Here is a 21370-nt window from a genome sequence, read left to right on the forward strand (position 1 = left end):
TAACTGGCATTCACTTTTGGCAATTTAATGGGCAAATCACCTATAAAAAATCAAGTTATGAATAATGCAGGGTAAATGTAAGAAAAAATTTTTTGTGAAAAATTCACCCGCGGTTGATCCAGTAAATGTATTATTATCCGCGTTCGCGCGCAGATTGCGAATTTCGCGTGTAAATTTGAAATATCGCGTGCAGAATCTGAATATCGCGTGCAGATCAAAAAATTCGCGGGTAAAATAATTATATCGCGTATAACCCATTTTTAACCATGGTGAGTACTGTATATTTACATAAAGGAGGTTGACGATTGGCTAATGAACAGTTAAAACAAGACATCATTGAGTATTCTAAGACAATTGGTATCGATAAAATTGGTTTTGCCGCGGCCAATCCGTTTTCTGAGATGAAAGCTCGCTTAAAAGCACAGCAGGATGCAGGTTATCAATCGGGTTTTGAAAAAGGAACAATCGAGGAACGGACGGAACCTGAGCTTCACTTAACTGAGGCAGAATCAATTATCGCGATTGCGATTGCCTATCCATCCAAGATGCGGGAACGTGTTAAGAACGAACGCGGAAAGAGGCGCGGGACTTTTTGTCGGGCGTCCTGGGGAACAGATTATCATTATGTTGTTCGGGAAAAACTTGAAATGCTTGAGACATATATTGCATCACGTGTGCCGGGTTTTCGGTCAAAAATTATGGTTGATACAGGTGAACTAGCTGACAAGGCGGTTGCAGAGCGGGCTGGGATTGGTTGGAGTGCAAAAAACACCTTGATTATCACGCCTGAATTTGGCTCATATGTTTATCTTGGCGAGATGATTACAAATCTGCCGTTTCCTGCAGATGAAGAGGTTGAAGATGGATGCGGGGATTGCACACTTTGTATTGACCTCTGCCCAACAGGTGCGTTAGTTGCGCCCGGCCGATTAAATGCGCAAATGTGTCTCGCTTATCAAACCCAGACGAAAGGTTTTCTGCCAGATCAGTTTCGGAAAAAAATCGGTAATCATTTGTACGGTTTTGATAACTGTCAGGTCGTTTGTCCGAAAAATCGTGGGATTGATAGTCACCTGCACCCTGAGTTAGAGCCTGATCCCGAGCTTGTTAAGCCAGAGCTAATCCCACTGCTTTCAATTTCAAATCGTGAGTTCAAAGAGAAGTTTGGTAATATGGCAGGCTCTTGGCGTGGTAAAAAACCGATTCAGCGCAATGCGATAATTGCGTTAGCTAACTATAAAGAGGAATCAGCGGTTGATGAGCTGATTCGATTAATGAATGACGATCCACGTCCAGTCATTCGTGGCACAGCTGCATGGGCAATCGGAAAAATTGGTCGATCGGATAGCTATCAAGCGATTCGAACGGCGATGGAGACGGAGACTGATCCAGAAGTGATTGAAGAAATGGAAAAAGGTTTGCGATTTGAACAAGTCGCAACATAATAGACAAGCACCCCTTCATAAAATTGTTATGGAGGGGTGATTTATGATGAATTTAAATCAGTATTGGCGCGATCAATTAACGAGTGACAAACCAAATTGGATCAATCGGATTTGCCAATTACATAAAGAACGAGGCTATCAAGTCGTCCGCATCACTGGTAAAAGCCAGGTCTTCAGCAAACGTGAGCTCCCAAATCAAGAGAAACAGATCGACTATCAATTACATGTCACTTTCCTAATCAAAAAAAATCAGCGTTTCTACCGTGAGGAGCAATGCCGCCAACATCAAGCCCTTTTTTATAAAAAAATTCTCCAACGGGATCAAGAGCTGCCCGAGCAATTTTGTGATCAGGTCGAGCAGCGTTCGAATCCGATTATTGAGCTCACACCTGTTGAAGAGCTTGAACGATTTGTTTATGATCGGAACGCTGCCGTCAGGTATGCGGAACATTGGTGGAACGACGCCAATCCGGCGTATCAATTTTTCGAGGTAAATGATTGTACGAATTATATTTCTCAATGTTTGCGGGCGGGTGGGGCGCCGATGCGCGGGTTTCCGAATCGCTCGACGGGTTGGTGGTATCAGAATAATGATTGGAGCTTTAGTTGGTCGGTGGCGCATGCGTTTCGTTGGTATTTGAGTGGGTCGACGAAAGGATTGCGGGCAACGGAGGTTGATTCCCCGGTTAAGCTCAATCTGGGTGATGTGATTTGTTATGATTTTGCAGGTGATGGGCGTTACGATCATACGACGATTGTTGTTGCGAAAAATGCTGATCGGATGCCACTTGTTAATGCACATACGAATAATTCGCGGCATCGGTATTGGGATTATCAGGACTCAATGGCTTGGACACCTGAGTGTCAGTATAAATTTTTTCGGATTGGGTCGGATGTGCTATAATGATCGGGTGATTGATTTGTAAGAGGTGATTGAGATGGGGATTCATATTGTTTTGTATCAACCAGAGATTCCGGCGAATACGGGTAATATTGCCCGGACGTGTTTGGCGACAAATGCGACATTGCATTTAGTTCGTCCGCTTGGGTTTTCGACAGAGGATAAAATGTTAAAGCGGGCAGGGCTGGATTATTGGTATGATGTGAATGTTCAATATTATGATTCGATTGATGAGTTATATGAGAAAAATCGTGGTGCTGAGTATTATTACATTGAGAACTTCGGGACCAAGTACTATTCGGAATTTGATTTTAGTGATTCGAGTCGGGAGTTATTTTTTGTTTTTGGTCGAGAAACGAGTGGAATTCCGAAAGCTCTATTGGAGGGCAAAGAGGATCGCTGCTTGCGGATTCATATGGCAAAAAATGATAAGGTGCGTTCATTGAATTTATCAAACACGGCGGCAATTATCGCTTATGACGTCCTAAAACAACAAGGCTTTCCGAATATGCATTAAAGAAAAAGGAAGATGCTTCGACAAAATGGGGTATCTTTTTTTAATTTAATGAAAAAAGGCTCGAATATAAATTGCAATTATTTGTGAATTATAATACAATAGAGTCAGGAAATAACGACCAATTATGACACGAAAAGTTATTAAATTAGAAACACTGTTTAATTAAATCAAAGTTTAAATTCAAAAAAAATTTATATTCTTGATACATAATGCTTCAAAATGTAACAAAACTTAATCTTAGTCGTCTATTTTTGGTAGATAAGAAAGTATAATAACTTTCTTACTACATAAGTTCAACTAAAGCATTCGCCTAAAGGCTTGGCGAATGCCAAGTTTCCTAATAACAGGGGAAATTGTAAACTATTTAAGTAGGAGTGATGCTATGAAATCTAAATGCTGGTATCGACTCTTAGCTGTCAGTTTATTTATTCTAATAGGCTGTCAAAGCGAAGCGGAAATACCAGAAGGATATTATCAATTTGAAACAGCAGAAGTCGAAGCAACGATTAACCAATTATCTTTCTCACCAGACTACCCTCAGTATGTTCCGATCCCGGTCGAGTTTATTATTTCTGACCTCTACTTAATCGCAGGTACTGATGAAGAAGCGATCGACATTAGTTTCTACTCACGCGAAAATGAATTGCTTACATTTCAAGTGACAGAAGGGACATTTGCGATCAGTGCTGATGCAGAGGATATTGATATAGATTCAACGATTAAAGCCAATTATGCTGATAATGGCTTTGCAAAAATATTAACGTGGCAAAACAACGGTTTGAGTTATAAGTTTGAGTTCCGCTCGAGTGTAATCGGTGACGATCAACCGTCTCGACAGATTTCAAAAGAAGATTTAATTAAAGTTGTCCAGTCAACACACTCATGAAAAACTATTTCTCGATTAATGTTTGTGCTAAACTATGAATAGATTAGAGTATGATTTAATGAAAGAGGTACAATCTTATGGAGAAAAAGCAAATTGTTTTGACGGGTGGCGGTACAGCAGGTCACGTAATGGTGAACTTAGCGATCATCCCAATCTTACAACGAGAGGGTTGGACAATTGATTATATCGGCTCGAAAAATGGGATTGAGCGTGAGTTGATTGAACCGATCAAAGGTGTGACTTATCACTCGATTTCAACCGGAAAATTACGCCGTTATTTTTCAGTTGAAAATTTTAAAGACCCTTTTAAAGTCTTAAAAGGGATCGGACAAACGATGCGAGTTCTGAGCAAAACAAAGCCACAAGTGATTTTTTCTAAAGGTGGTTTTGTTTCGGTGCCCGTATTAATAGGCGCTAGACTAAAGCGGATTCCAGCGGTGATTCATGAATCTGATTTAACCCCAGGTTTAGCGAATAAAATTGCCGTTCCTTTTGCAAAAAAGGTGCTTGCGACATTTCCTGAGACATTGGAGCACTTACCGAAAGAGAAGACGAGCTGGATTGGCGCAGTGATTCGACCTGAGTTATTTGCAGGCAATCGGAAGCGGGGCTTAAGATTTGCTGGGTTGACCGAATCGAAGCCTGTCATTATGGTGATGGGGGGAAGTGCAGGGGCACAACGAATCAATGAAGCGGTTCGTCATCAGCTTGATGAGTTAACAAAAACGCATCAGATCATTCATATTTGCGGCAAGGGCAATCTTGATCCGACAATTCATAAATTTGGCTATCAGCAGTTTGAGTATGTCAACGAGGAATTGCCTGATTTACTCGCGGCAACGGATCTCGTCATTTCTCGGGCAGGTGCGAATGCGATTTTTGAATTTTTAGCGCTGAAAAAGCCAATGTTATTAATTCCACTCTCACGCCAGGCGAGTCGCGGGGATCAAATTTTAAATGCGGAAGTTTTCGAAAAACAAGGCTATGCGCATGTATTGTTTGAAGAGGATTTAACTGAGGAGCGTTTTTTAGAAAAAATAACTGGTCTAATAATCGCGGAAAATCAGATCAAGTCAGCGATGATGGCGTATCAACGTCAAGATGCGACAGAACGTGTGATTGAAGAGATTAATCGGCTGGCTAAATAGTGAAGGTGCTAACGCTTTGGTGTTAGCACCTTTTTAAAGTTCAATCGTAACCGTTGATGACAAGGTCGAGCTTTCCGGTTGCGGGATCAATTACCAGACCGTGAACGGGCACGTCGGTTGGTAGGAGTGGGTGATTGTTAATTAAGGCGACCGAATTTTTTACTGAGTCTTCAATTTGATCAAAGCCTTGGAACCAGTCGTGTGGATTGATTTCAAGTTGATCGAAGTTTTCTTGTTTGATTCCGTTTTGTTTCATCTGCTCAACTAATTGGTGTGAGTCGAGATTACTCATTCCGCAGTTGTGGTGCCAACGACGTAAACTTCATCGGCTTGGAGCGCATGGATCGCGACTAAAATACTGCGCATCGTACTGCCGTATGGGTGGTTAATAATCGCGCCAGCTGTTTTCAATATTTTGACGTCACCATTTTTAAAATTCATCGCTTTTGGTAATAGTTCTGTTAATCGTGTGTCCATGCAGGTTAAAATAACAGCGTGTTTATTCGGTACACTATCGGTAGCATATAGTTGAAACGTTTTATTATTAACAAATTGATCGTTATGTTCTAAAATATCATTTAATAGCAAGTTGATTATCCCCTTTTTTTGTTTGTTTTTCTTATCATAAAGAAAAGAGACAGAAAAATCAAACATCTTTTTTGTGTTGATATTTCCCGGGAAATGTCGAACTTTGTTATACTTATGAAAGAATGTGCTGAATTGAGGTGGTTTGGTGATGGAGCAGGATCAAGAGCAAATCGTTGTCGATACTGATTTTCATGAAGAAATTGAGCCTGAGGAAATGCTGGAATTGCTTGAACAGGAAAAAGCGAAGTTGCGAGCTGAAACTAAGCAGTCAGTTAACCATGAGCAATCCCATTCTCGAAAGTGGGTGTTGCGTGTGTTGATCTTTGCTTTATTACTAAATGTAGTTGCGATTTTGCCACGGACATTTTCGATTCCAGCGATTGATTTTTTAAAGACATCAGCAAGGTTATCTGCCGACGAAGCGGTACAAACTTATAAAGAAGCAGTTGTTGTGATTGATACTGGTGATGGAAAAGGGACGGGATTTGGCATTACTGCGGATGGGTTAATCGTGACTAATCACCATGTCATTGAAGGAGAAGAGACCGTAATCGTTAACTATCCTGGCGAGGGGCTTTTTATAGGAAATGTAGTCGCAGAGGATGGGGCAGTTGATTTAGCGCTTGTCCAGGTTGCTGGTACTGACTTACCGTATTTATCATTAGCTGATCACGTCGATCTTGAGCGTGATCGGTCGGTTCTGTTTATCGGTAATCCGCTACGATTTAATGGGATTGCGAATCAAGGTGACTGGATCGGAATGACCAGTAGAGATGGACTTGAGACAAAAGTGATGATGCTTGATGCGCCAGTATACCGAGGCAATAGTGGGAGCCCAGTGATCAATGATTATGGTGATGTGATTGGTGTGATTTATGCGACAACAACGGATCAAGAGTATGGAAAAATTGGTTTGGCAATTCCGATTGAAAATTTAGATCGATTATTAAGTGATTAAAGGGAGGAAAACCTCCCTTGTCAAATCGCCATGGCATGATCCAAATAGTGCAGCAGGTTTTCATGTTGCTCAATAATTTTTTCGGTATTTTTTTCAGTTTGAAAAGCACTTAAAAAATTTTTGATTTTCTTTGCTAACAGGTCGTCAGTTGTCCGGATCATGATGACGATTAAATCATCCCACTGCTGCCAAATCGTATAGTATAAAGCTTTATCATAGTCAATGCTCACCATTGTTTTCGCCCCTTTTACAGCAACTACTTGGAACGGTTTTAGTTTGACCGAAAAAACTAAAATAAAACTGGTTATGTTTGTGTTGTTTGTCTGAGTTTTCAATGTATGAATACAGGCTTGATTGGCATATTAAAACTGACTCATTATAAAAGGAGGGTAAAATATGCGAATTAAGCAGATCATCATAGCAGGGGTAGCTTTGACAGCGCTATTTGGCTGTGGTGCTAACAATACCGAGTCATTCGATAACAGAGAATTAGATCGGGTTGAAAATGTTAGATATCAGCCGGGTCAACGGGAAATGTATGGGGATGAGTTGAATCAAATTCCTGAAGGTGGGAGAAACTCAACCGACCAAGGTTTGAACAATGCACGTAATCGGATCGTACAAAATCGAGATGGTGGACGTGATCGAAATATGTTTGAAGATGGCAGGATTGATCAAGATAACAACAATAATGATTTAAACGGGCAGTCAAATGATTTGAAACGTGATATGCAAAACCGAACAAATCAAACTGGCGAGTATCGAGTTGCCGAACGAATTGCTGAGCAAGTGACAGATGAAGTGTCTGAGATTGATCGTGCTTATGTTTTAACAATGGGCAACAATGCTTATGTCGCTTGTCACATCGACAATGATCGTGAGTTGAATGAAAATAATGACCTGTCGGATAAGTTAGAGAAAAAAGTGACCGAAGCGGTTAAAGATGCTGATAACAAAATTGATCATGTTTATGTATCGTCAAACCCTGACTTTATTGATCTAACATCAAATTATATGCGCGATCTTGATCGCGGTGAACCGATCGAAGGATTTTTTGATCAATTTACCGAAATGATCGAACGGGTTTTCCCAACGCGTAATCGATAAATGTTTTTCAGTGAGCAATGTCATGTTGCTCACTTTTTTTGTCTTTATTGCTCGACACTATTTACTCTGGGTGGAGAAATCGTTACAGGTTTAACAAATAGGATCTAATCGTGCCCTGTCTGGTCGGGAAGCCGTCGTAGAGGAAACGAATAAGCGCTAATCGTCAGAGATCACTTACTTAATCCGGTAGATATCTAATGAATAGCGTCTAATCGTCAGAGATCACTCACTTAATCCGGTAGATCTCTAATGAATAGCGTCTAATCGTCGGAGATCACTCACTTAATCCGGTAGTTATCTAACGAATAGCGTCTAATCGTCGGAGATCACTCTCCCAATGCGGTAGATCTCTAATGAATAAGCTCTAATCCTCGGAGACCACCGGCCAAATCCGGTTGATCTCTAACGATTCACCTCACTTAGTAAAAACCCACCAGCCCCTAAAACAAGCTCAACAAAATTGGCTTCAATTCCATGTTATGATATCGTATAAGAAGAGAACCATTGATAGGAGTGTTGAAAAATGGAAAAAATGAATGTTGAAAGCTTTAATTTAGATCATACTAAAGTCGTTGCCCCTTACGTACGTTTGGTTGGCGTAACAGAGGGTAAGCATGGTGATCAAGTCTATAAATATGATTTGCGTTTTTGCCAGCCGAATAAAGAGCATATGGAAATGCCGGCGCTCCATTCGCTTGAGCATTTGATGGCGGAGAAAATTCGGAATCATTTAAGTAATGTCCTCGATATTGGTCCGATGGGATGCCAAACGGGTTATTACTTGAGCGTTCTTAATAATGAGTCATTTGATGCGATTATTGATGCGCTTGAAAAAACGCTAAATGATGTGATCGATGCAACTGAAGTTCCGGCTTGTAATGAGGTTCAGTGTGGTTGGGCGGCGAGTCACAGCCTAGAGGGTGCGCAAGCTATCGCAAGAGATATGCTTGCTAAAAAAGATAGCTGGCCAAATGTCTTTTCTGAATAAATCGTAAGAAAATTTTTTACTAAGGGAAGTGACGGGTTTGAAAGAAACAGTTTTAAACTATTTAACTGAGCATCGTGAAGAACAACTCGATGCTTTGAACGATTTCCTGCGAATTCCGAGTGTGAGTACGGATTCTAAGTTTAAGAAGGATGTGCGTGATGCGGCTCAGTTTGTGGCTGACTATTTAACTAAAATTGGCTTTAACCAGGTTGAAATAGAGGAAACGAAGGGGCATCCGCTCGTTTATGGCGAGTGGTTGGAGGCGGGTGAGGATGCGCCGACTGTGCTTGTTTATGGGCATTACGATGTCCAGCCTGCTGATCCGCTTGAGCTGTGGGAGACGGATCCATTTGAGCCGACTGTTCGCAATGGTCGCCTTTATGCTCGTGGTGCGAGTGATGATAAGGGTCAAGTATTTATGTATTTAGCGGTTTTTGAGGCGTTTATGAAAACGACGGGTAAGCTTCCGATCAACGTCAAGGTGTGTATTGAAGGTGAAGAAGAAATTGGAAGCGAAAACTTGTACACACTCCTGAAAGAAAAAAAGGATCAGTTCAGCGCTGACTTTGCGATGATTTCTGATTCTGGCATGGTCACGGAAGGCCAGCCGACGATTCTTTACGGATTGAAAGGTTTTACTGGCTTAGAGTTTACCATTCATGGACCTGAAAATGATCTTCATTCAGGGATTTATGGTGGTGCAGTTCGGAACCCATTAATGGCGATGGCACATGTGCTTGCGTCGATGAAGGATGAAAATGAAGTTGTTCAGGTTGAGCACTTTTATGATGATGTCGAACCGATCACAGTGGAAGAGCGCCAATTAATGGCAGATGCACCGAGTGAGAATTTTACCAAGACAACCGGCATTCCTGAAACGGTCTCTGAACAAGGCTATACAGCTGTCGAGCATACGATGGCACGCCCAACCCTTGAGATTAACGGCATGTTTGGTGGCTATCAAGGTGAGGGCACGAAGACGATTATCCCGAGCTCAGCGACTGCCAAGTTAACCTGTCGACTTGTTCCTGGACAAGACCCCGAGAAAATCCAAGATGCATTAGTGAATCATATTGAAAAAACTCTCCCGCCAGGTGTGACAGTATCGATCGAACGTGAGCCCCTTTCGGCGAAAGCGTATAAGGTGGATCCTAATCATCCGTTGATTCAGCAGGCTGCCAAAAGTTATGGTGAAGCATTCAATCAGCCAGCCGTTTTTGTCCGAATGGGTGGATCAATTCCAGTTGTTGAGTGGATCGATGATATTTTTAAGATGCCAATTGTATTACTTGGATTTGGCACACCTGATGATCGACTCCATTCACCAAATGAAAGTTTTCTGTTAGAGAATTATGATCGTGGTCTTGTGACGATCGTTGATTATTTAGCTTCATTTTAAGCTTTTGAGTACTATTCGTTACTAACGGATGGTACTCTTTTTTTCGTTGCATTTTGATTGACCATATACGATCTAGGGTATAAAATAGAGCTATTAGATTTGATTGGGAGGTTTATAAAATGTGGGTTGTCTCCCTTGTTTTATTCGTACCGATTGTTTATACAATTTATTTTCGTTATGTGCCAGTGAGATCTGTCAAGTGCGTCGATTACCATCAACTCGATCAAGATCAGATCAAGGTGGATCTGCGTGATTACAATGATTCAGCTAAAGAAGAGATCGATCAATCAATTGCATTACCAGTAGCCTATATCAAGCGATTTCATCATGAATTGCCGAATGGGTCACTTTATGTAATTGCCGGCTCAATTGTTGAAAAAAACATCGGAATTCGGTTGTTAAAGCGTTATGGCTATCAAGTTGTAGGTTATACAATTTTAGATAAAAAATGTTGCTGTAAAAATCGAATGACAAAATTTGCGTAACTATATTTATTTAAAAAGAAGGAGAATCGTCATGGAATATAGTCCTCAAATGAAAAACCGAATTAAGCGGATCGAAGGACAACTAAGGGGAATTCTTCGGATGATGGAAGAGGGTAAAGAGTGTAAGGATGTGATCACTCAAATGTCTGCTGCTCGAACGGCGATTGATCGGACGATGGGTCTAGTTGTCAGTTCGAATTTAGTCAATTGTGTTTTAGAGTCTGAACAGTTTGAAAAAGAGGACCAAAAGCAAGTAATTGAAACGGCAGTAGACTTATTAGTGAAGAGCCGTTAAGAAGCGATTAGCAAGAAATAAACTTAATGAGTTTAGAATAGGAACTATCAAGTTTCTACAATCCCCGTGATTTCCACTCTGGGTGGACGCTTTCCGCGGGCCCGGCCTCAACTTTTATTGCTCCACTGTCGTGTCGCAATAAGGATTTTCGGACTCGTGCTTTTCCCGCTGGAGTCGCCACCCGACGTTCCAATCACTTGATAGACTTTCTTTAGGCGGTGTTATCGTGTGAATCCATTAGGTTAACAGGTACTAATGAAATTTTTTTCGTATATAATTGTATCGTTTCTTTTATATATAACCTGAACAGATTGGTATTAAGCTGTCCAGGTTATTTTTTATCCACATTTCTTCAACTGTCGTTACATAAACTAATGTTATTCAGTTAAGTTTCTGTAAAACGTAACGATTCCTATTTACAAAACGGAATCATTACGATATAATTCAAAAAGATATTGATGAAGAGAGAGGTTCGATAAATGAATAGATACGTACGGATTATTGTGATCAGTCTTGCGCTGTTGGCAATGGTAGGTTGTCAGGCTACTCAAGATCAAGGTCAGGATCAAGATCAAGTAACTGAAACTTTACCTGATACTGGTGAGGCAGAGCAGTTGACGATATATACGACAATTTATCCATTGGCTTTTATTGCAGAGACAATCGGTGGTGACTTTGTTCAAGTTGAATCGATTTTACCAGCAGGTTCTGATGCACACTCGTTTGAACCTACTTCTAAGCTGATGGTTGAGATTGCTGAAGCAGATTTATTTATTTTTAATGACGAAGTTTCAGAGAGTTACGCACATACGATTAAAGATGCGTTAATAAACGAACAAGTGGAATTTTTAGAAGCATCAGCTGGGTTAGATAAAATAAATTATGATCATGACCACGATCATGAGGACGATGAGCATGGACATGATCACGGTGATTTAGATCCGCACGTTTGGATCAGTCCCAAACTGATGAACGAACTAGCTGAAAACATCTTAATGAGATTGATCGAACAGATGCCAGAACAACAGGATTACTTTAACAATCATTTCGATCAGTTATCGAATCGGTTATTAGACCTAGATGCGGCATTTACCGAAATGATCGAACAAGCACGTCACAATAAAATACTCGTGACGCACGCAGCATTTGGTTACTGGGAGCGCGATTATAACATCGAGCAAATTGCAGTTACAGGTATTTCTGCGACCGAAGAGCCGTCACAACGTCAGCTGACACAATTGTTGGACGAGATTGAAGCGTTAGAACTTAACTATATTTTATTTGAGCAAAATATCCAACCGAGAGTAGCGGAAGTGATTCAAGCTGAGTCTGGTTTAGAACAATTGTTGATTCACAATTTAGCGGTTTTAACAACAGAAGATATTGAAAATGGGGATGATTACTTTTCATTGATGGAACGAAATATCGCTGTTTTAACTCAGGCACTGAATTAAATAATTATTCCCTAACGATTGGAACTTCAGGGATAAATCCGATATAATTAATAGCGTGAATGATTATAAACTGGAGGTTTGGTGGAGATGAAATATGCGATTATCACTGGTTCATCAAAAGGACTCGGCGCTTCAACTGCTAAACAGTTATTGAAAGCTGGTGTCCATGTTGTTGGGATTGCTAGAGAGACGAATGATTCCTTACTGCAGGTTGCCAAAGAAACAGGTGCCACTTATCAGCATTTTAACTGTAATTTGTCAGATACAAATCAATTAGATCGGACTTTTGAAAAAATTAACGACCAAGTTTTTAAAAAAGATACTGAACTAGTTTACTTGATTAATAATGCAGCAACCGTGAAACCGATTGATATCGCAACGAGGCTGACGAGTGAAGCGGTACAAGCTCATATGCAACTGAATTTAATTGCTCCAATTTTAACAACCTCACTCGTATTAAAGCGGGCGAAACATTGTGGAATCAAAACGGTTATTACCAATGTTTCCTCAGGAGCGGCTGGACGTTCAACATATGGATGGAGTTTATACGGCTCATCAAAGGCCGGGCTTAATCGCTATACAGAAACGGTTGCCCTAGAGCAAGCGGAATTAAAAACAGGTCATCAAGTGATTTTATTTGATCCGAGCATTATGGATACAAATATGCAAGGTGACATTCGCTCAACAAGTCCAGAAGCTTTTCAAGATGTTGAGCAGTTTAAGCAATATAAAGCAGATAATAAATTAAGTAATACGACAGATGTCGCAAATGTACTCGTTAAGATTCTTTTAGATGATACGGCGATCATTAACGGAAAGTATTACAGTATTAAAGACTATCTTTAACAGGCATTGACCCATTTTTTCATAAAACTCTCCCATTTCTAACTTCCGATCATATTCTATAATGAATTGATAGCAAAAGGAGGGTTCAAGATGGGTGCAGGTTATAACTATGGGTCAGGTTTTGCGTTAATTGTTGTTTTATTCATCTTATTAATCATTATCGGAGCTTCTTGGGGCTACGGTGCTTATTAATTACGAGAGAGGATTTCAGTCTAACTGAGATCCTCTTTTTTTGTTGTTTAGGAAATTATAGAATTCGTTAGTTTTGGATAACTTTGTGCGGGTCAGATGTTTAGGGATCTTTATGAGTAATGTCTAACAATTTGTCGCTTTTCATTGTAAAATAAGGGTTATTTAAGTGAGATACCTGACGCCCTAATTATTCATACAAGAGGTCGTCATCTGAAGACACTTCGCGTTCCGCGGGGATGGCCTCAGCTAACTTTTGTAGCAAAAATCGCTACAAAAGTGGATCTTCGGCTCATCCTATTCCCGCTGGAGTCTTCGTGTCTTCAGATGACTATTCATTATTTCGTTCACTTTTTAAGTGAGTGCGTACATATAAACGAAAGGCATTTATTTAAGCGGTATCACTTACTTTGCGATAAACTATGAATAATTCAGGCTGAAGATTAGCCCCTATTCGTTAGAGATCGGATCGATTTAGGTGTTGATTTCTGACGATAAGCTCCTATTCGTTAGAGATCAGATTGATTCAGAGGTTGATTTCTGACGATTAGCCCCTATTCGTTAGAGATCAGATTGATTCAGAGGTTGATTTCTGACGATTAGCCCCTATTCGTTAGAGATCGGCTCGATTCAGGTGTTGATTTCTGACGATAAGTCCCTATTCGTTAGAAATCGGGTTGATTCAGGTGTTTATTTCTGACGAAAAGCTCCTATTCGTTAGATATCGTTACGATTTTGAGGGGATCTCTGATGATTAGTGCTTATTCGTTACCTCTCTGACGCTTATTCCAGCGAGACAGGCACGATTAAGCGCTAATCGTTACCGCTCTAACGATTTTCTGAGCGAGACAGGGTACGATTAAGTGTTATTCGTTACCGCTCTAACGATTTTCTGAGCGAGACAGGGTACGATTAAGTGTTATTCGTCACCTCCCTGACGCTTATTCCGGCGAGACAGGGCATGATTAAGCGCTAATCGTTACCCCTCTGACGATTTTCCAGCAAGACAGGGCACGCTTAGCTCTATTTGTTATATCTATCGCGATTTTTTTGTTGGTGAATTTTTAACAAATCATTGTCGGTAACGTTGTTTTAGATAGAGGGATGGGCTGATGCCGGTGATTTGTTTAAAGACTCGACTAAAATAAAATGGATTCGGAAAATCTAATCGTTCGCTGACCTCAGTTATATTGAGATCGGTTTGGTTAAAAAGTGTGATTGCGCGCTCAATCATTAATTCATTTTGATAATGATTGATGGTTTTGCCGGTTTCCTTTTTAAAAATTGTTGAAATATATGGATAATTCAAATGTAAGTGTTGTGCAATGACTTGACTAGACAGTTTATGCTCATGTGCTTGGCAAAGTTGTTGGACTTGCTTGACAATTTTATCTGCATGCGGTTTCCGTGCCGTTTGTTTATCTTGCTGATAAAGTTCTAAAAAAAGTTGATAACAGTTGAGCGATTGAATTAACGGTCCATTACGCTGATGGTCAATCAGTTGTTTAAGTTTTGTGCTAAAATAATCAACCTGCTCGACAGCTCCCGTTTTTGGCAATGTTAATACTTTTTCATAGCTGTCTTGAGCAATAATCGAGGGTGAACTTGTCCATTGATATTCATTCGTTGTATCTGTTTTGGTTGTGAAAAAGTGGATATAATACCAGCTTGTGTTCGGTTTGTATGGCTTCGTTCCCCAATGATTAATCCCTTTGTGTAAAAAAAGATAGTCCCCTGATTTGAGCGTGTAAGTTGTTTGATCTTCAATCACTTCGATTTCGCCTGATTGGACAAAGATAAAGACATGTAAATCTGTTAATAATCGATTTGGATGTGCTAATTTTCCGTCAATGTCCTCAAGGTAATCTGCTTCATTAACAAGGGGTAAATGATAACTTAACAATTTAATTTGTGTCATTGTTGTCACCTTTTTTATTTATAGTATAACACAAAAAAAGATAGGTTTACTAAAAATGACGGTATTCTTTAATGACTAGGTCACTGACATAATAGACTTATATCTAAGTGGAAAGGATGACAAAAGTGATAAAGGTAAACTTAAATCAAGGTATGTTTAAAGAGTCGAAGCAGAAGGGGAAAGAGTACTTACTTTATCTTGATATCGATCGTTTAATTGCACCGTGCTATGAAGCGGTTGGAGAAAAAGCACGTGCACCTCGTTATGGTGGGTGGGAATCGATGGAGATTGCTGGGCATTCGATCGGACACTGGTTGTCGGCAGCAGCATTGATGTATAACGTAACGGGTGATTTATTATTAAAAGAAAAGTTAGAGTATGCGATTGATGAACTTGCTTTAGTCCAATCCTTTGATCCTGATGGTTATTTAAGTGGTTTTCCACGTGACTGTTTCGATGAAGTTTTCACAGGAGAGTTTCGCGTAGATAACTTTGGTCTAGGTGGATCATGGGTACCGTGGTATAGTATTCATAAAATTTATGCTGGACTTGTTGATGCGTATCGACTAGCTTCATGCAATAAAGCCAAGACAGTACTCGTCAAATTGTCTAATTGGGCTGATCAGGGCTTAAGCAAGCTGACTGATGAGCAGTTTCAACGGATGCTAATTTGTGAATTTGGTGGTATGAATGAAACGATGGCAGATGTTTATCAAATTACAGGTGATAAACGTTTCTTGAAACTTGCTGAACGTTTTAATCATAAAGCAGTGTTGGATCCTCTCGTTGAAGGGATTGATGATTTAGCTGGAAAACATGCGAACACGCAAATACCGAAAGTAATCGGTGCGGCGAAGCTTTACGATATTACTGGAAATCAAGATTATCAAAAACTTGCGCGCTTCTTCTGGGAGGAAGTCGTTAACCATCGATCATACGCATTTGGTGGCAATAGTAATGCGGAACATTTTGGTCCATCTGGGGCAGAACCACTTGGGATTATTTCAACTGAGACGTGTAACACATACAATATGTTAAAATTAACGGAGCATTTATTTGATTGGCAACCAGATAGTCGCTATATGGATTATTATGAGAATGCACTTTACAATCATATTCTAGGTTCACAAGATCCAGAGTCAGGAATGAAATCGTACTTTATTCCAACAGAACCAGGCCACTTTAAAGTTTACTGCTCACCAGACAATTCCTTCTGGTGCTGTACCGGAAGTGGGATGGAAAACCCTGCACGTTATACGAAAAATATTTATACGAGAAAAGCGGATCAACTATTTGTTAATCTCTTTATCCCGTCAACGATTACCCTTGAAGATAAAGAGCTTCAATTTGTTCAAGCAACACAGTTCCCATATGAGCAATCAGGTAAATTTTTCGTTAAAGAAGGTAATGGTGAAAAATTAACGGTCTCAATCCGTAAACCTGACTGGTTGGCAGGGGATATGGTGGTTGAGATTAATGGAGAAGCTGTTGAATTTGAATTAGTCGATGGTTATTATGAGATTGAGCGTGAATGGTTTACGGATGACACGGTGACATTCCAACTCCCGATGGGCTTGCGTACTTACACTGCAAAAGATCAACCTGAAAAGAAAGCCTTTTTCTATGGACCAATTTTGCTGGCTGGAAAATTGGGGCGGGAAAACTACCCTGCAGAAGACATTGTTGGAGACCATCAAGTGTACAATAACCATCCATTAATCGATGTACCAACATTGGTGACAGAAAAAGCACCTGAAACGACACTTCAATTAGTTGATGCTGAGACATTAACGTTTGAAACAGAAGCAATTGGTCAACCAGGCAATCAAAAGCTGACGTTAATTCCGTTTTATGATTTACATCATGAACGCTACACAGTGTATTGGGATGTTTTAACGCAAGAAGCTTATGAAAATTTCGTTGATCATGAAAAGGAACAAGCCGATGCGTTACGTAAGATTACCGTTGATTTTGTTCAACCAGGTGAGCAACAACCTGAAACGGATCATGGTATCCAGTCAAACAATTCATTGATGGGTTACTTCAACTTAGTTGATCGTCATTGGCGTGATGCGCGTGATGGCGGCTTTGTAAGCTATCAAATGGCGGTTGATCCGGCAAAAGAAAATAGCTTAATCGTGACGTATCATGGCGGTGACCACCATCTGCATATTGATGGTATTCGCTTTGATCGTGAATTTGATATTTTAGTTGATGGCGTTGTTGTTGGATCGGAAAGAATTGAATCACCTCAAGCGGGTGCGCTAATTGATCGGACATATTCAATTCCGATCGAGCAAACGAAAGACAAAGATAAGGTTGAGGTAAAATTCCAAGCTGGTAAAGATAAGATTGCTGGAGGTCTATACGGCGTCAGAACAATCATTAAATAATCAAACTAAACGCACTTCAATTATTGGACACATTCTAATAATTGAAGTGTATTTTTTAATCATAAATAAAGCCGTTTATGATTTGTTAATTGAGTGAATTTCATAATTACTTAATCAGTATCAATAGTGTTGCATAAACTTTTCTTTCCTAAGTCAAGTTTTATCATTGTGGTTTGAGATAACGGATATTGATCGATCAATACAACCGCTACGGGAAAATATTTCGCTTACCGCGGGCGTGCCTCGGGCGCACAGGACGTGGGTCAGTTAGACGTTGCCACACGACGTGGCGATCTTAGTCTAACATTCCCCCAAGTGGATCTTCGGCTCACGCTTTTCCCGCTGGTGTCTTCATATTTTCCCTACGCTCATGTCTGCTTTCCTACAGAATAAAAAAGAGCTTTTGCAATTTAACGCAGGAAAGATACAATTTAGCAGATGAGAGATGTGTAGACTCCCACAGGAAAAGCAAGAGCTTGAGATCCACTTTGACAAGCGGTCTTTGCTTGGCTAAGTTAGCTCAAGCCTTGGGACTGGGACTGCGGTTACTCGTCCCACCGAAGTAATTTGCGATTACTCGTCCCACCATAAACACCTGCCCGTAGGATAAGGAAAGCTTCTTCGAAAACGCATCGCACGAAGAAAATTGATCTTTATTTTCGAGGAAAGCGAAACATCTCTCAGCTGCGAGTGTGATCCTCTCACTTAGAGCTGATCAAATCACTTGATTTTAGTTTAATTTTTTATGCAACGCTACTAAATCAGTATAAAATATGACCAATTGAGTTAGAGTGCAAACTCGTGATTTACACTCTAGGTGGATGCTTTCCGCGGTAAGTAAAGTATTTTGACGAAGCGGTAGTGATAGCGCTATACTAAAGCGGAATAAACTTCAATGATATTTTTCGTTGGGATAAATCGATAAATAAGACACAGTAAATCTAAATATGTTATAGTATGTATGGAAAGAAGGGGGTTATCTCAATGATTCAACGAAAGAGTCAGCGCGAAATTCAATTAATGGCTGAAGCGGGAAAACTACTCGCTGAAATTCATAAAGAAATCGCAACAATGATTAAACCAGGTATTACAACAACTGAAATCGATCAATTCGCAGAAAAGTATATGCGAGACCGAGGGGCCGTTCCAGAACAAATCGGTTATAACGGCTATGAATATGCAACATGTGCATCGATCAATGATGAAATCTGTCATGGATTTCCACGACCAGACAAACTAAATAGTGGTGATATTGTTACAATTGATATGGTCGTTAATTTAAATGGATTTTTAGCAGATTCAGCTTGGACGTATGCAGTTGGAGAAGTTGATCCAGCAGGACAGCGATTAATGGAAGTGACGAAAGAATCACTTTACCGTGGAATTGAACAGGCACAAGTTGGCAATCGAGTTGGTGACATTGGGCATGCGATTCAAGAGTATGCAGAAGCGGAAGGATTCTCTGTTGTTCGTGAATTTACTGGACACGGAATTGGACCGACAATGCACGAATCTCCGCATATTCCGCACTATGGCTTACCTGGAAAAGGCGCACGCTTAAAAGAGGGGATGGCAATTACAATTGAGCCAATGCTAAATGAAGGCGCTTGGCAAAGTAAGATGGATGATAATGGTTGGACAGCTCGTACGATCGACGGTGGGCGTTCAGCACAATTTGAACATACACTCATTATTACAAAAAATGGTCCACTTATTTTAACTGAGCAAGACGATTAAGTAGCTAGCTTCAGGCTAGCTATTTCTTTGATTTAAGCTCCGAATAAGATCAAAGGAGGAGTTCGATGCGTTCACTTAATCAAATTAAACGAGGTTTTAAAGTTGGCTTACCGATTATGCTTGCCTACTTTCCAATTGCGGTAACATATGGCGTACTAGCGAGTCAAGCTGGTTTATCCGTTTTTGAATTAACTGGGATGAGCCTACTTGTCTATGGTGGCGCTTCTCAAATGATGGCGATCAATATGATTTTGCTCCATGCCAGTGCGATTGAAATTGTGATTGCAACATTTGTGTTAAATTTTAGACATTTTATCATGAGTTTTTCTTTTGCCCATCGGACGATGGCGACACCGTTAAAATGGCGTGTCGCATCAACATTATTTATCACGGATGAAACATTTTCAGTCACAACAGTTGAAAAAGACGCGGCCAAACAAACGAATGGTCATCTATTTTATTTCACCTTTGTCTTTGTTTCTTACTTATCGTGGGTTGTCGGTTCGTTTATCGGTGGCTTTGTTGGTGATATTATTCCAGATTCAATTAGTCAAAGCTTTAGTATTGCACTATACGCTATGTTTATCGCTTTACTCGTCCCATCAGTCAAGAATAACTTTCGCTACGGATTAATTGCCTTACTTGCGATGATCTTAAATTTTGGCTTCGGGCAATTCTTTCAAGAAGGTTGGTCAATCGTCCTTTCAACGCTTGTTGCTAGTGGGCTTGGTTTTCTAGTGTTAAGGAGGAGAGTATTATGACAATTTGGATGATGATTATTTTAATGAGCATTGTCACGATCATCCCTCGTATTTTACCCGCATTTATCGTCGATAAAATAAAATTCCCAGATTGGGTCGCTCAATGGCTTGAATTAATTCCTTACGCCGCTTTAGGGGCATTGATATTCCCTGGTATTATCAATATTGTTTCTGATCAACCACTGATTGGGGTTGTTGGTGGGTTTGTTGCGCTCGTGTTAGCAGTCTTTCGATTACATATTATTTTCGTTGTCATGGGCGCAGTTGCTGTTGTCTACTTTATGCTTTAATCGTTAATCATGAGTCGTTAGGGTCAGGTTCAAGATGAATATGAGTTTGATCAGCATTAAATTCAACTGCCAATCCACGCTCAATGCGATCGGTAATCTTGTGGGCGTGTTCAATCGTCATTTTTGGGTCGACATAGAGAATTAAATCAAGGTAAATCTGGTTACCATCGTGTCTAGCTTTGATATCTTTCACCAATATGATGTCTGGGTCTTTTTCAATAAAGGCTCTGATTTCTATGACCGATTCAATCTCAAAGCCATCTGTTAATGTGACACTTGCATCCCTGAAAATTTTCCATGCTGTATAAACAATTAAAATACCGACTAAAATTCCTGCTAAAGGGTCAAGCCATATTAAGCCGAATTGCGCACCTACAATTCCGATAAATGCAGCTAAGCTGATCAGTGCGTCCGCTTTATTATCTTGTGAAGCAGCATAAAGTGATTGGCTATTTATTCTTTGAGCCAGCTTTCGATTGAAAAAATAAACACCTAACATTAAAATTGCCGATCCTAAAGCAACCCATCCGCCAAGCATTGCTGGTTCGCTCGTATGATCTTTCCAAATAAACTGGATTGAATTTAAAATCACTTGTAAACCGACTGTCACCATAATAAATGAAGCGATTAATGATGCAATTAATTCTGCTCGAAAATGACCATAATGATGGTTGTGATCAGGTGGCTTACGGGAAATCTTCATACCGATTAAGATTGAGACAGATGCGATCACATCCGTCGCATTATTGAGTCCATCTGCTCGAAGTGCTTGCGAATTTGTCAACTGAGCAAAGATTATTTTGAGCGAAGCAAGCAAGAGATAAGTGACAATACTTAGCCATGCGCCTCGTTCGCCTCGTTTGATTTGTTCATATTGATTCATTTATATACGACCTTTCTAAAAGATTGTATTGTTACTGTATCATTGCAAATACGAGTGGGTCTAGAGCAAAAATGATTGACAAGGCAATGATTGTTGACTGATGGCAAAAGTTACTTTAGCTTATTATTGATAATTAGCAGTGATAAATACTTTTTTTAGCTAATTTTTATGCTACAATAGAA

General features: G+C 40.1%; 21 protein-coding genes and 1 pseudogene. 18 read left to right on the forward strand and 4 right to left on the reverse strand.

Going from position 1 to position 21370, the window contains the following annotated elements; all coding sequences use genetic code 11:
• The first annotated feature begins 305 nt into the window (after nucleotides 1-305).
• The 5 genes from queG to ABD814_RS10430 all read left to right on the forward strand — a co-directional run bounded on the left by queG (nucleotide 306) and on the right by ABD814_RS10430 (nucleotide 4897).
• Entirely contained in the window at nucleotides 306-1445 is a 1140-nt protein-coding gene (queG, locus tag ABD814_RS10410) for a tRNA epoxyqueuosine(34) reductase QueG (protein ID WP_344912897.1), read from the forward strand.
• Between the two features lie 46 nt (nucleotides 1446-1491).
• Entirely contained in the window at nucleotides 1492-2349 is an 858-nt protein-coding gene (locus ABD814_RS10415; RefSeq protein WP_425549081.1) for an amidase domain-containing protein, read from the forward strand.
• A gap of 34 nt (nucleotides 2350-2383) precedes the next feature.
• Nucleotides 2384-2863, forward strand: coding sequence for a tRNA (cytidine(34)-2'-O)-methyltransferase (locus ABD814_RS10420; protein ID WP_344912901.1), 480 nt, complete (start codon nucleotides 2384-2386; stop codon nucleotides 2861-2863).
• 382 nt (nucleotides 2864-3245) lie between these two features.
• Entirely contained in the window at nucleotides 3246-3749 is a 504-nt protein-coding gene (locus ABD814_RS10425) for a hypothetical protein (RefSeq protein WP_344912903.1), read from the forward strand.
• Between the two features lie 77 nt (nucleotides 3750-3826).
• Nucleotides 3827-4897 carry an undecaprenyldiphospho-muramoylpentapeptide beta-N-acetylglucosaminyltransferase gene (locus ABD814_RS10430; protein WP_344912905.1) on the forward strand — a complete coding sequence of 357 codons (1071 nt, stop codon included), beginning with the start codon at nucleotides 3827-3829 and terminating at the stop codon, nucleotides 4895-4897.
• A 40-nt stretch (nucleotides 4898-4937) separates the two neighbouring features.
• Here the strand turns inward: ABD814_RS10430 and ABD814_RS10435 are convergent.
• Nucleotides 4938-5485, reverse strand: a pseudogene (locus ABD814_RS10435) (beta-class carbonic anhydrase).
• Between the two features lie 148 nt (nucleotides 5486-5633).
• Between ABD814_RS10435 and ABD814_RS10440 the strand changes: the two are divergent.
• Nucleotides 5634-6443 (forward strand): S1C family serine protease, encoded by an 810-nt coding sequence (locus ABD814_RS10440; RefSeq protein ID WP_344912907.1) that lies wholly within the window; start codon nucleotides 5634-5636, stop codon nucleotides 6441-6443.
• Nucleotides 6444-6463: 20 nt separating this feature from the next.
• Here ABD814_RS10440 and ABD814_RS10445 read toward each other — a convergent pair whose 3' ends face one another.
• The gene (locus ABD814_RS10445; protein ID WP_344912909.1) at nucleotides 6464-6676 is read right to left on the reverse strand and encodes a YhdB family protein; all 213 of its coding nucleotides are present in this window, start codon (nucleotides 6674-6676) and stop codon (nucleotides 6464-6466) included.
• Nucleotides 6677-6839: 163 nt separating this feature from the next.
• Between ABD814_RS10445 and ABD814_RS10450 the strand changes: the two genes are divergently transcribed.
• The 8 genes from ABD814_RS10450 (at nucleotide 6840) to ABD814_RS10485 (ending at nucleotide 13209) form a co-directional block, all read left to right on the forward strand.
• Nucleotides 6840-7550: a YhcN/YlaJ family sporulation lipoprotein gene (locus ABD814_RS10450; RefSeq protein WP_344912911.1), complete on the forward strand. Its 711-nt coding sequence runs from the start codon at nucleotides 6840-6842 to the stop codon at nucleotides 7548-7550.
• A gap of 523 nt (nucleotides 7551-8073) precedes the next feature.
• Entirely contained in the window at nucleotides 8074-8538 is a 465-nt protein-coding gene (locus ABD814_RS10455; protein ID WP_344912913.1) for an S-ribosylhomocysteine lyase, read from the forward strand.
• Nucleotides 8539-8575: 37 nt separating this feature from the next.
• Entirely contained in the window at nucleotides 8576-9937 is a 1362-nt protein-coding gene (locus ABD814_RS10460) for a dipeptidase (protein WP_344912915.1), read from the forward strand.
• Nucleotides 9938-10056: 119 nt separating this feature from the next.
• Complete coding sequence (locus tag ABD814_RS10465) at nucleotides 10057-10422, forward strand: hypothetical protein (protein ID WP_344912917.1); 366 nt, start codon at nucleotides 10057-10059, stop codon at nucleotides 10420-10422.
• Between the two features lie 31 nt (nucleotides 10423-10453).
• A complete protein-coding gene (locus ABD814_RS10470; protein ID WP_344912919.1) occupies nucleotides 10454-10717 on the forward strand; it encodes a metal-sensitive transcriptional regulator in 264 nt (87 codons plus the stop codon).
• A 479-nt stretch (nucleotides 10718-11196) separates the two neighbouring features.
• Nucleotides 11197-12171 carry a metal ABC transporter solute-binding protein, Zn/Mn family gene (locus ABD814_RS10475; protein WP_344912921.1) on the forward strand — a complete coding sequence of 325 codons (975 nt, stop codon included), beginning with the start codon at nucleotides 11197-11199 and terminating at the stop codon, nucleotides 12169-12171.
• Nucleotides 12172-12258: 87 nt separating this feature from the next.
• The gene (locus ABD814_RS10480; protein ID WP_344912923.1) at nucleotides 12259-13017 is read left to right on the forward strand and encodes a (S)-benzoin forming benzil reductase; all 759 of its coding nucleotides are present in this window, start codon (nucleotides 12259-12261) and stop codon (nucleotides 13015-13017) included.
• Between the two features lie 90 nt (nucleotides 13018-13107).
• Complete coding sequence (locus tag ABD814_RS10485) at nucleotides 13108-13209, forward strand: YjcZ family sporulation protein (RefSeq protein ID WP_344912925.1); 102 nt, start codon at nucleotides 13108-13110, stop codon at nucleotides 13207-13209.
• Between the two features lie 1069 nt (nucleotides 13210-14278).
• Here ABD814_RS10485 and ABD814_RS10490 read toward each other — a convergent pair.
• The gene (locus ABD814_RS10490; protein ID WP_344912927.1) at nucleotides 14279-15124 is read right to left on the reverse strand and encodes an AraC family transcriptional regulator; all 846 of its coding nucleotides are present in this window, start codon (nucleotides 15122-15124) and stop codon (nucleotides 14279-14281) included.
• A 116-nt stretch (nucleotides 15125-15240) separates the two neighbouring features.
• Here ABD814_RS10490 and ABD814_RS10495 point away from each other — a divergent pair, with 116 nt between their 5' ends.
• The 4 genes from ABD814_RS10495 (at nucleotide 15241) to ABD814_RS10510 (ending at nucleotide 20305) form a co-directional block, all read left to right on the forward strand.
• The gene (locus ABD814_RS10495) at nucleotides 15241-17517 is read left to right on the forward strand and encodes a beta-L-arabinofuranosidase domain-containing protein (protein ID WP_425549080.1); all 2277 of its coding nucleotides are present in this window, start codon (nucleotides 15241-15243) and stop codon (nucleotides 17515-17517) included.
• 984 nt (nucleotides 17518-18501) lie between these two features.
• Nucleotides 18502-19254 (forward strand): type I methionyl aminopeptidase, encoded by a 753-nt coding sequence (gene map, locus ABD814_RS10500; RefSeq protein ID WP_344912930.1) that lies wholly within the window; start codon nucleotides 18502-18504, stop codon nucleotides 19252-19254.
• 65 nt (nucleotides 19255-19319) lie between these two features.
• The gene (locus ABD814_RS10505) at nucleotides 19320-20015 is read left to right on the forward strand and encodes an AzlC family ABC transporter permease (RefSeq protein WP_344912932.1); all 696 of its coding nucleotides are present in this window, start codon (nucleotides 19320-19322) and stop codon (nucleotides 20013-20015) included.
• Complete coding sequence (locus tag ABD814_RS10510; protein WP_344912934.1) at nucleotides 20012-20305, forward strand: AzlD domain-containing protein; 294 nt, start codon at nucleotides 20012-20014, stop codon at nucleotides 20303-20305. Before ABD814_RS10505 ends, ABD814_RS10510 begins: the two co-directional genes overlap by 4 nt.
• A 7-nt stretch (nucleotides 20306-20312) precedes the next feature.
• On the opposite strand, the gene ABD814_RS10515 is transcribed toward ABD814_RS10510, so the two are convergent.
• Nucleotides 20313-21188, reverse strand: coding sequence for a cation diffusion facilitator family transporter (locus ABD814_RS10515; protein ID WP_344912936.1), 876 nt, complete (start codon nucleotides 21186-21188; stop codon nucleotides 20313-20315).
• Nucleotides 21189-21370 lie beyond the last annotated feature (182 nt).

It is taken from the genome of Amphibacillus indicireducens, from assembly GCF_039539605.1.
Classification (GTDB): domain Bacteria; phylum Bacillota; class Bacilli; order Bacillales; family Amphibacillaceae; genus Amphibacillus; species Amphibacillus indicireducens.

Excerpts from the sequence above, each read along its gene's own strand:
- ABD814_RS10420 (WP_344912901.1), top strand. The coding sequence starts at position 2,384 with ATGGGGATTCATATTGTTTTGTATCAACCAGAGATTCCGGCGAATACG.
- ABD814_RS10505 (WP_344912932.1), top strand. The coding sequence starts at position 19,320 with ATGCGTTCACTTAATCAAATTAAACGAGGTTTTAAAGTTGGCTTACCG.
- ABD814_RS10455 (WP_344912913.1), top strand. The coding sequence starts at position 8,074 with ATGGAAAAAATGAATGTTGAAAGCTTTAATTTAGATCATACTAAAGTC.
- ABD814_RS10515 (WP_344912936.1), bottom strand. The coding sequence starts at position 21,188 with ATGAATCAATATGAACAAATCAAACGAGGCGAACGAGGCGCATGGCTA.
- map (WP_344912930.1), top strand. The coding sequence starts at position 18,502 with ATGATTCAACGAAAGAGTCAGCGCGAAATTCAATTAATGGCTGAAGCG.
- ABD814_RS10495 (WP_425549080.1), top strand. The coding sequence starts at position 15,241 with ATGACAAAAGTGATAAAGGTAAACTTAAATCAAGGTATGTTTAAAGAG.
- ABD814_RS10425 (WP_344912903.1), top strand. The coding sequence starts at position 3,246 with ATGAAATCTAAATGCTGGTATCGACTCTTAGCTGTCAGTTTATTTATT.
- ABD814_RS10470 (WP_344912919.1), top strand. The coding sequence starts at position 10,454 with ATGGAATATAGTCCTCAAATGAAAAACCGAATTAAGCGGATCGAAGGA.
- ABD814_RS10510 (WP_344912934.1), top strand. The coding sequence starts at position 20,012 with ATGACAATTTGGATGATGATTATTTTAATGAGCATTGTCACGATCATC.
- ABD814_RS10465 (WP_344912917.1), top strand. The coding sequence starts at position 10,057 with ATGTGGGTTGTCTCCCTTGTTTTATTCGTACCGATTGTTTATACAATT.
- ABD814_RS10480 (WP_344912923.1), top strand. The coding sequence starts at position 12,259 with ATGAAATATGCGATTATCACTGGTTCATCAAAAGGACTCGGCGCTTCA.
- ABD814_RS10440 (WP_344912907.1), top strand. The coding sequence starts at position 5,634 with ATGGAGCAGGATCAAGAGCAAATCGTTGTCGATACTGATTTTCATGAA.
- ABD814_RS10485 (WP_344912925.1), top strand. The coding sequence starts at position 13,108 with ATGGGTGCAGGTTATAACTATGGGTCAGGTTTTGCGTTAATTGTTGTT.
- ABD814_RS10415 (WP_425549081.1), top strand. The coding sequence starts at position 1,492 with ATGAATTTAAATCAGTATTGGCGCGATCAATTAACGAGTGACAAACCA.
- ABD814_RS10475 (WP_344912921.1), top strand. The coding sequence starts at position 11,197 with ATGAATAGATACGTACGGATTATTGTGATCAGTCTTGCGCTGTTGGCA.
- ABD814_RS10490 (WP_344912927.1), bottom strand. The coding sequence starts at position 15,124 with ATGACACAAATTAAATTGTTAAGTTATCATTTACCCCTTGTTAATGAA.
- ABD814_RS10450 (WP_344912911.1), top strand. The coding sequence starts at position 6,840 with ATGCGAATTAAGCAGATCATCATAGCAGGGGTAGCTTTGACAGCGCTA.
- ABD814_RS10430 (WP_344912905.1), top strand. The coding sequence starts at position 3,827 with ATGGAGAAAAAGCAAATTGTTTTGACGGGTGGCGGTACAGCAGGTCAC.
- ABD814_RS10445 (WP_344912909.1), bottom strand. The coding sequence starts at position 6,676 with ATGGTGAGCATTGACTATGATAAAGCTTTATACTATACGATTTGGCAG.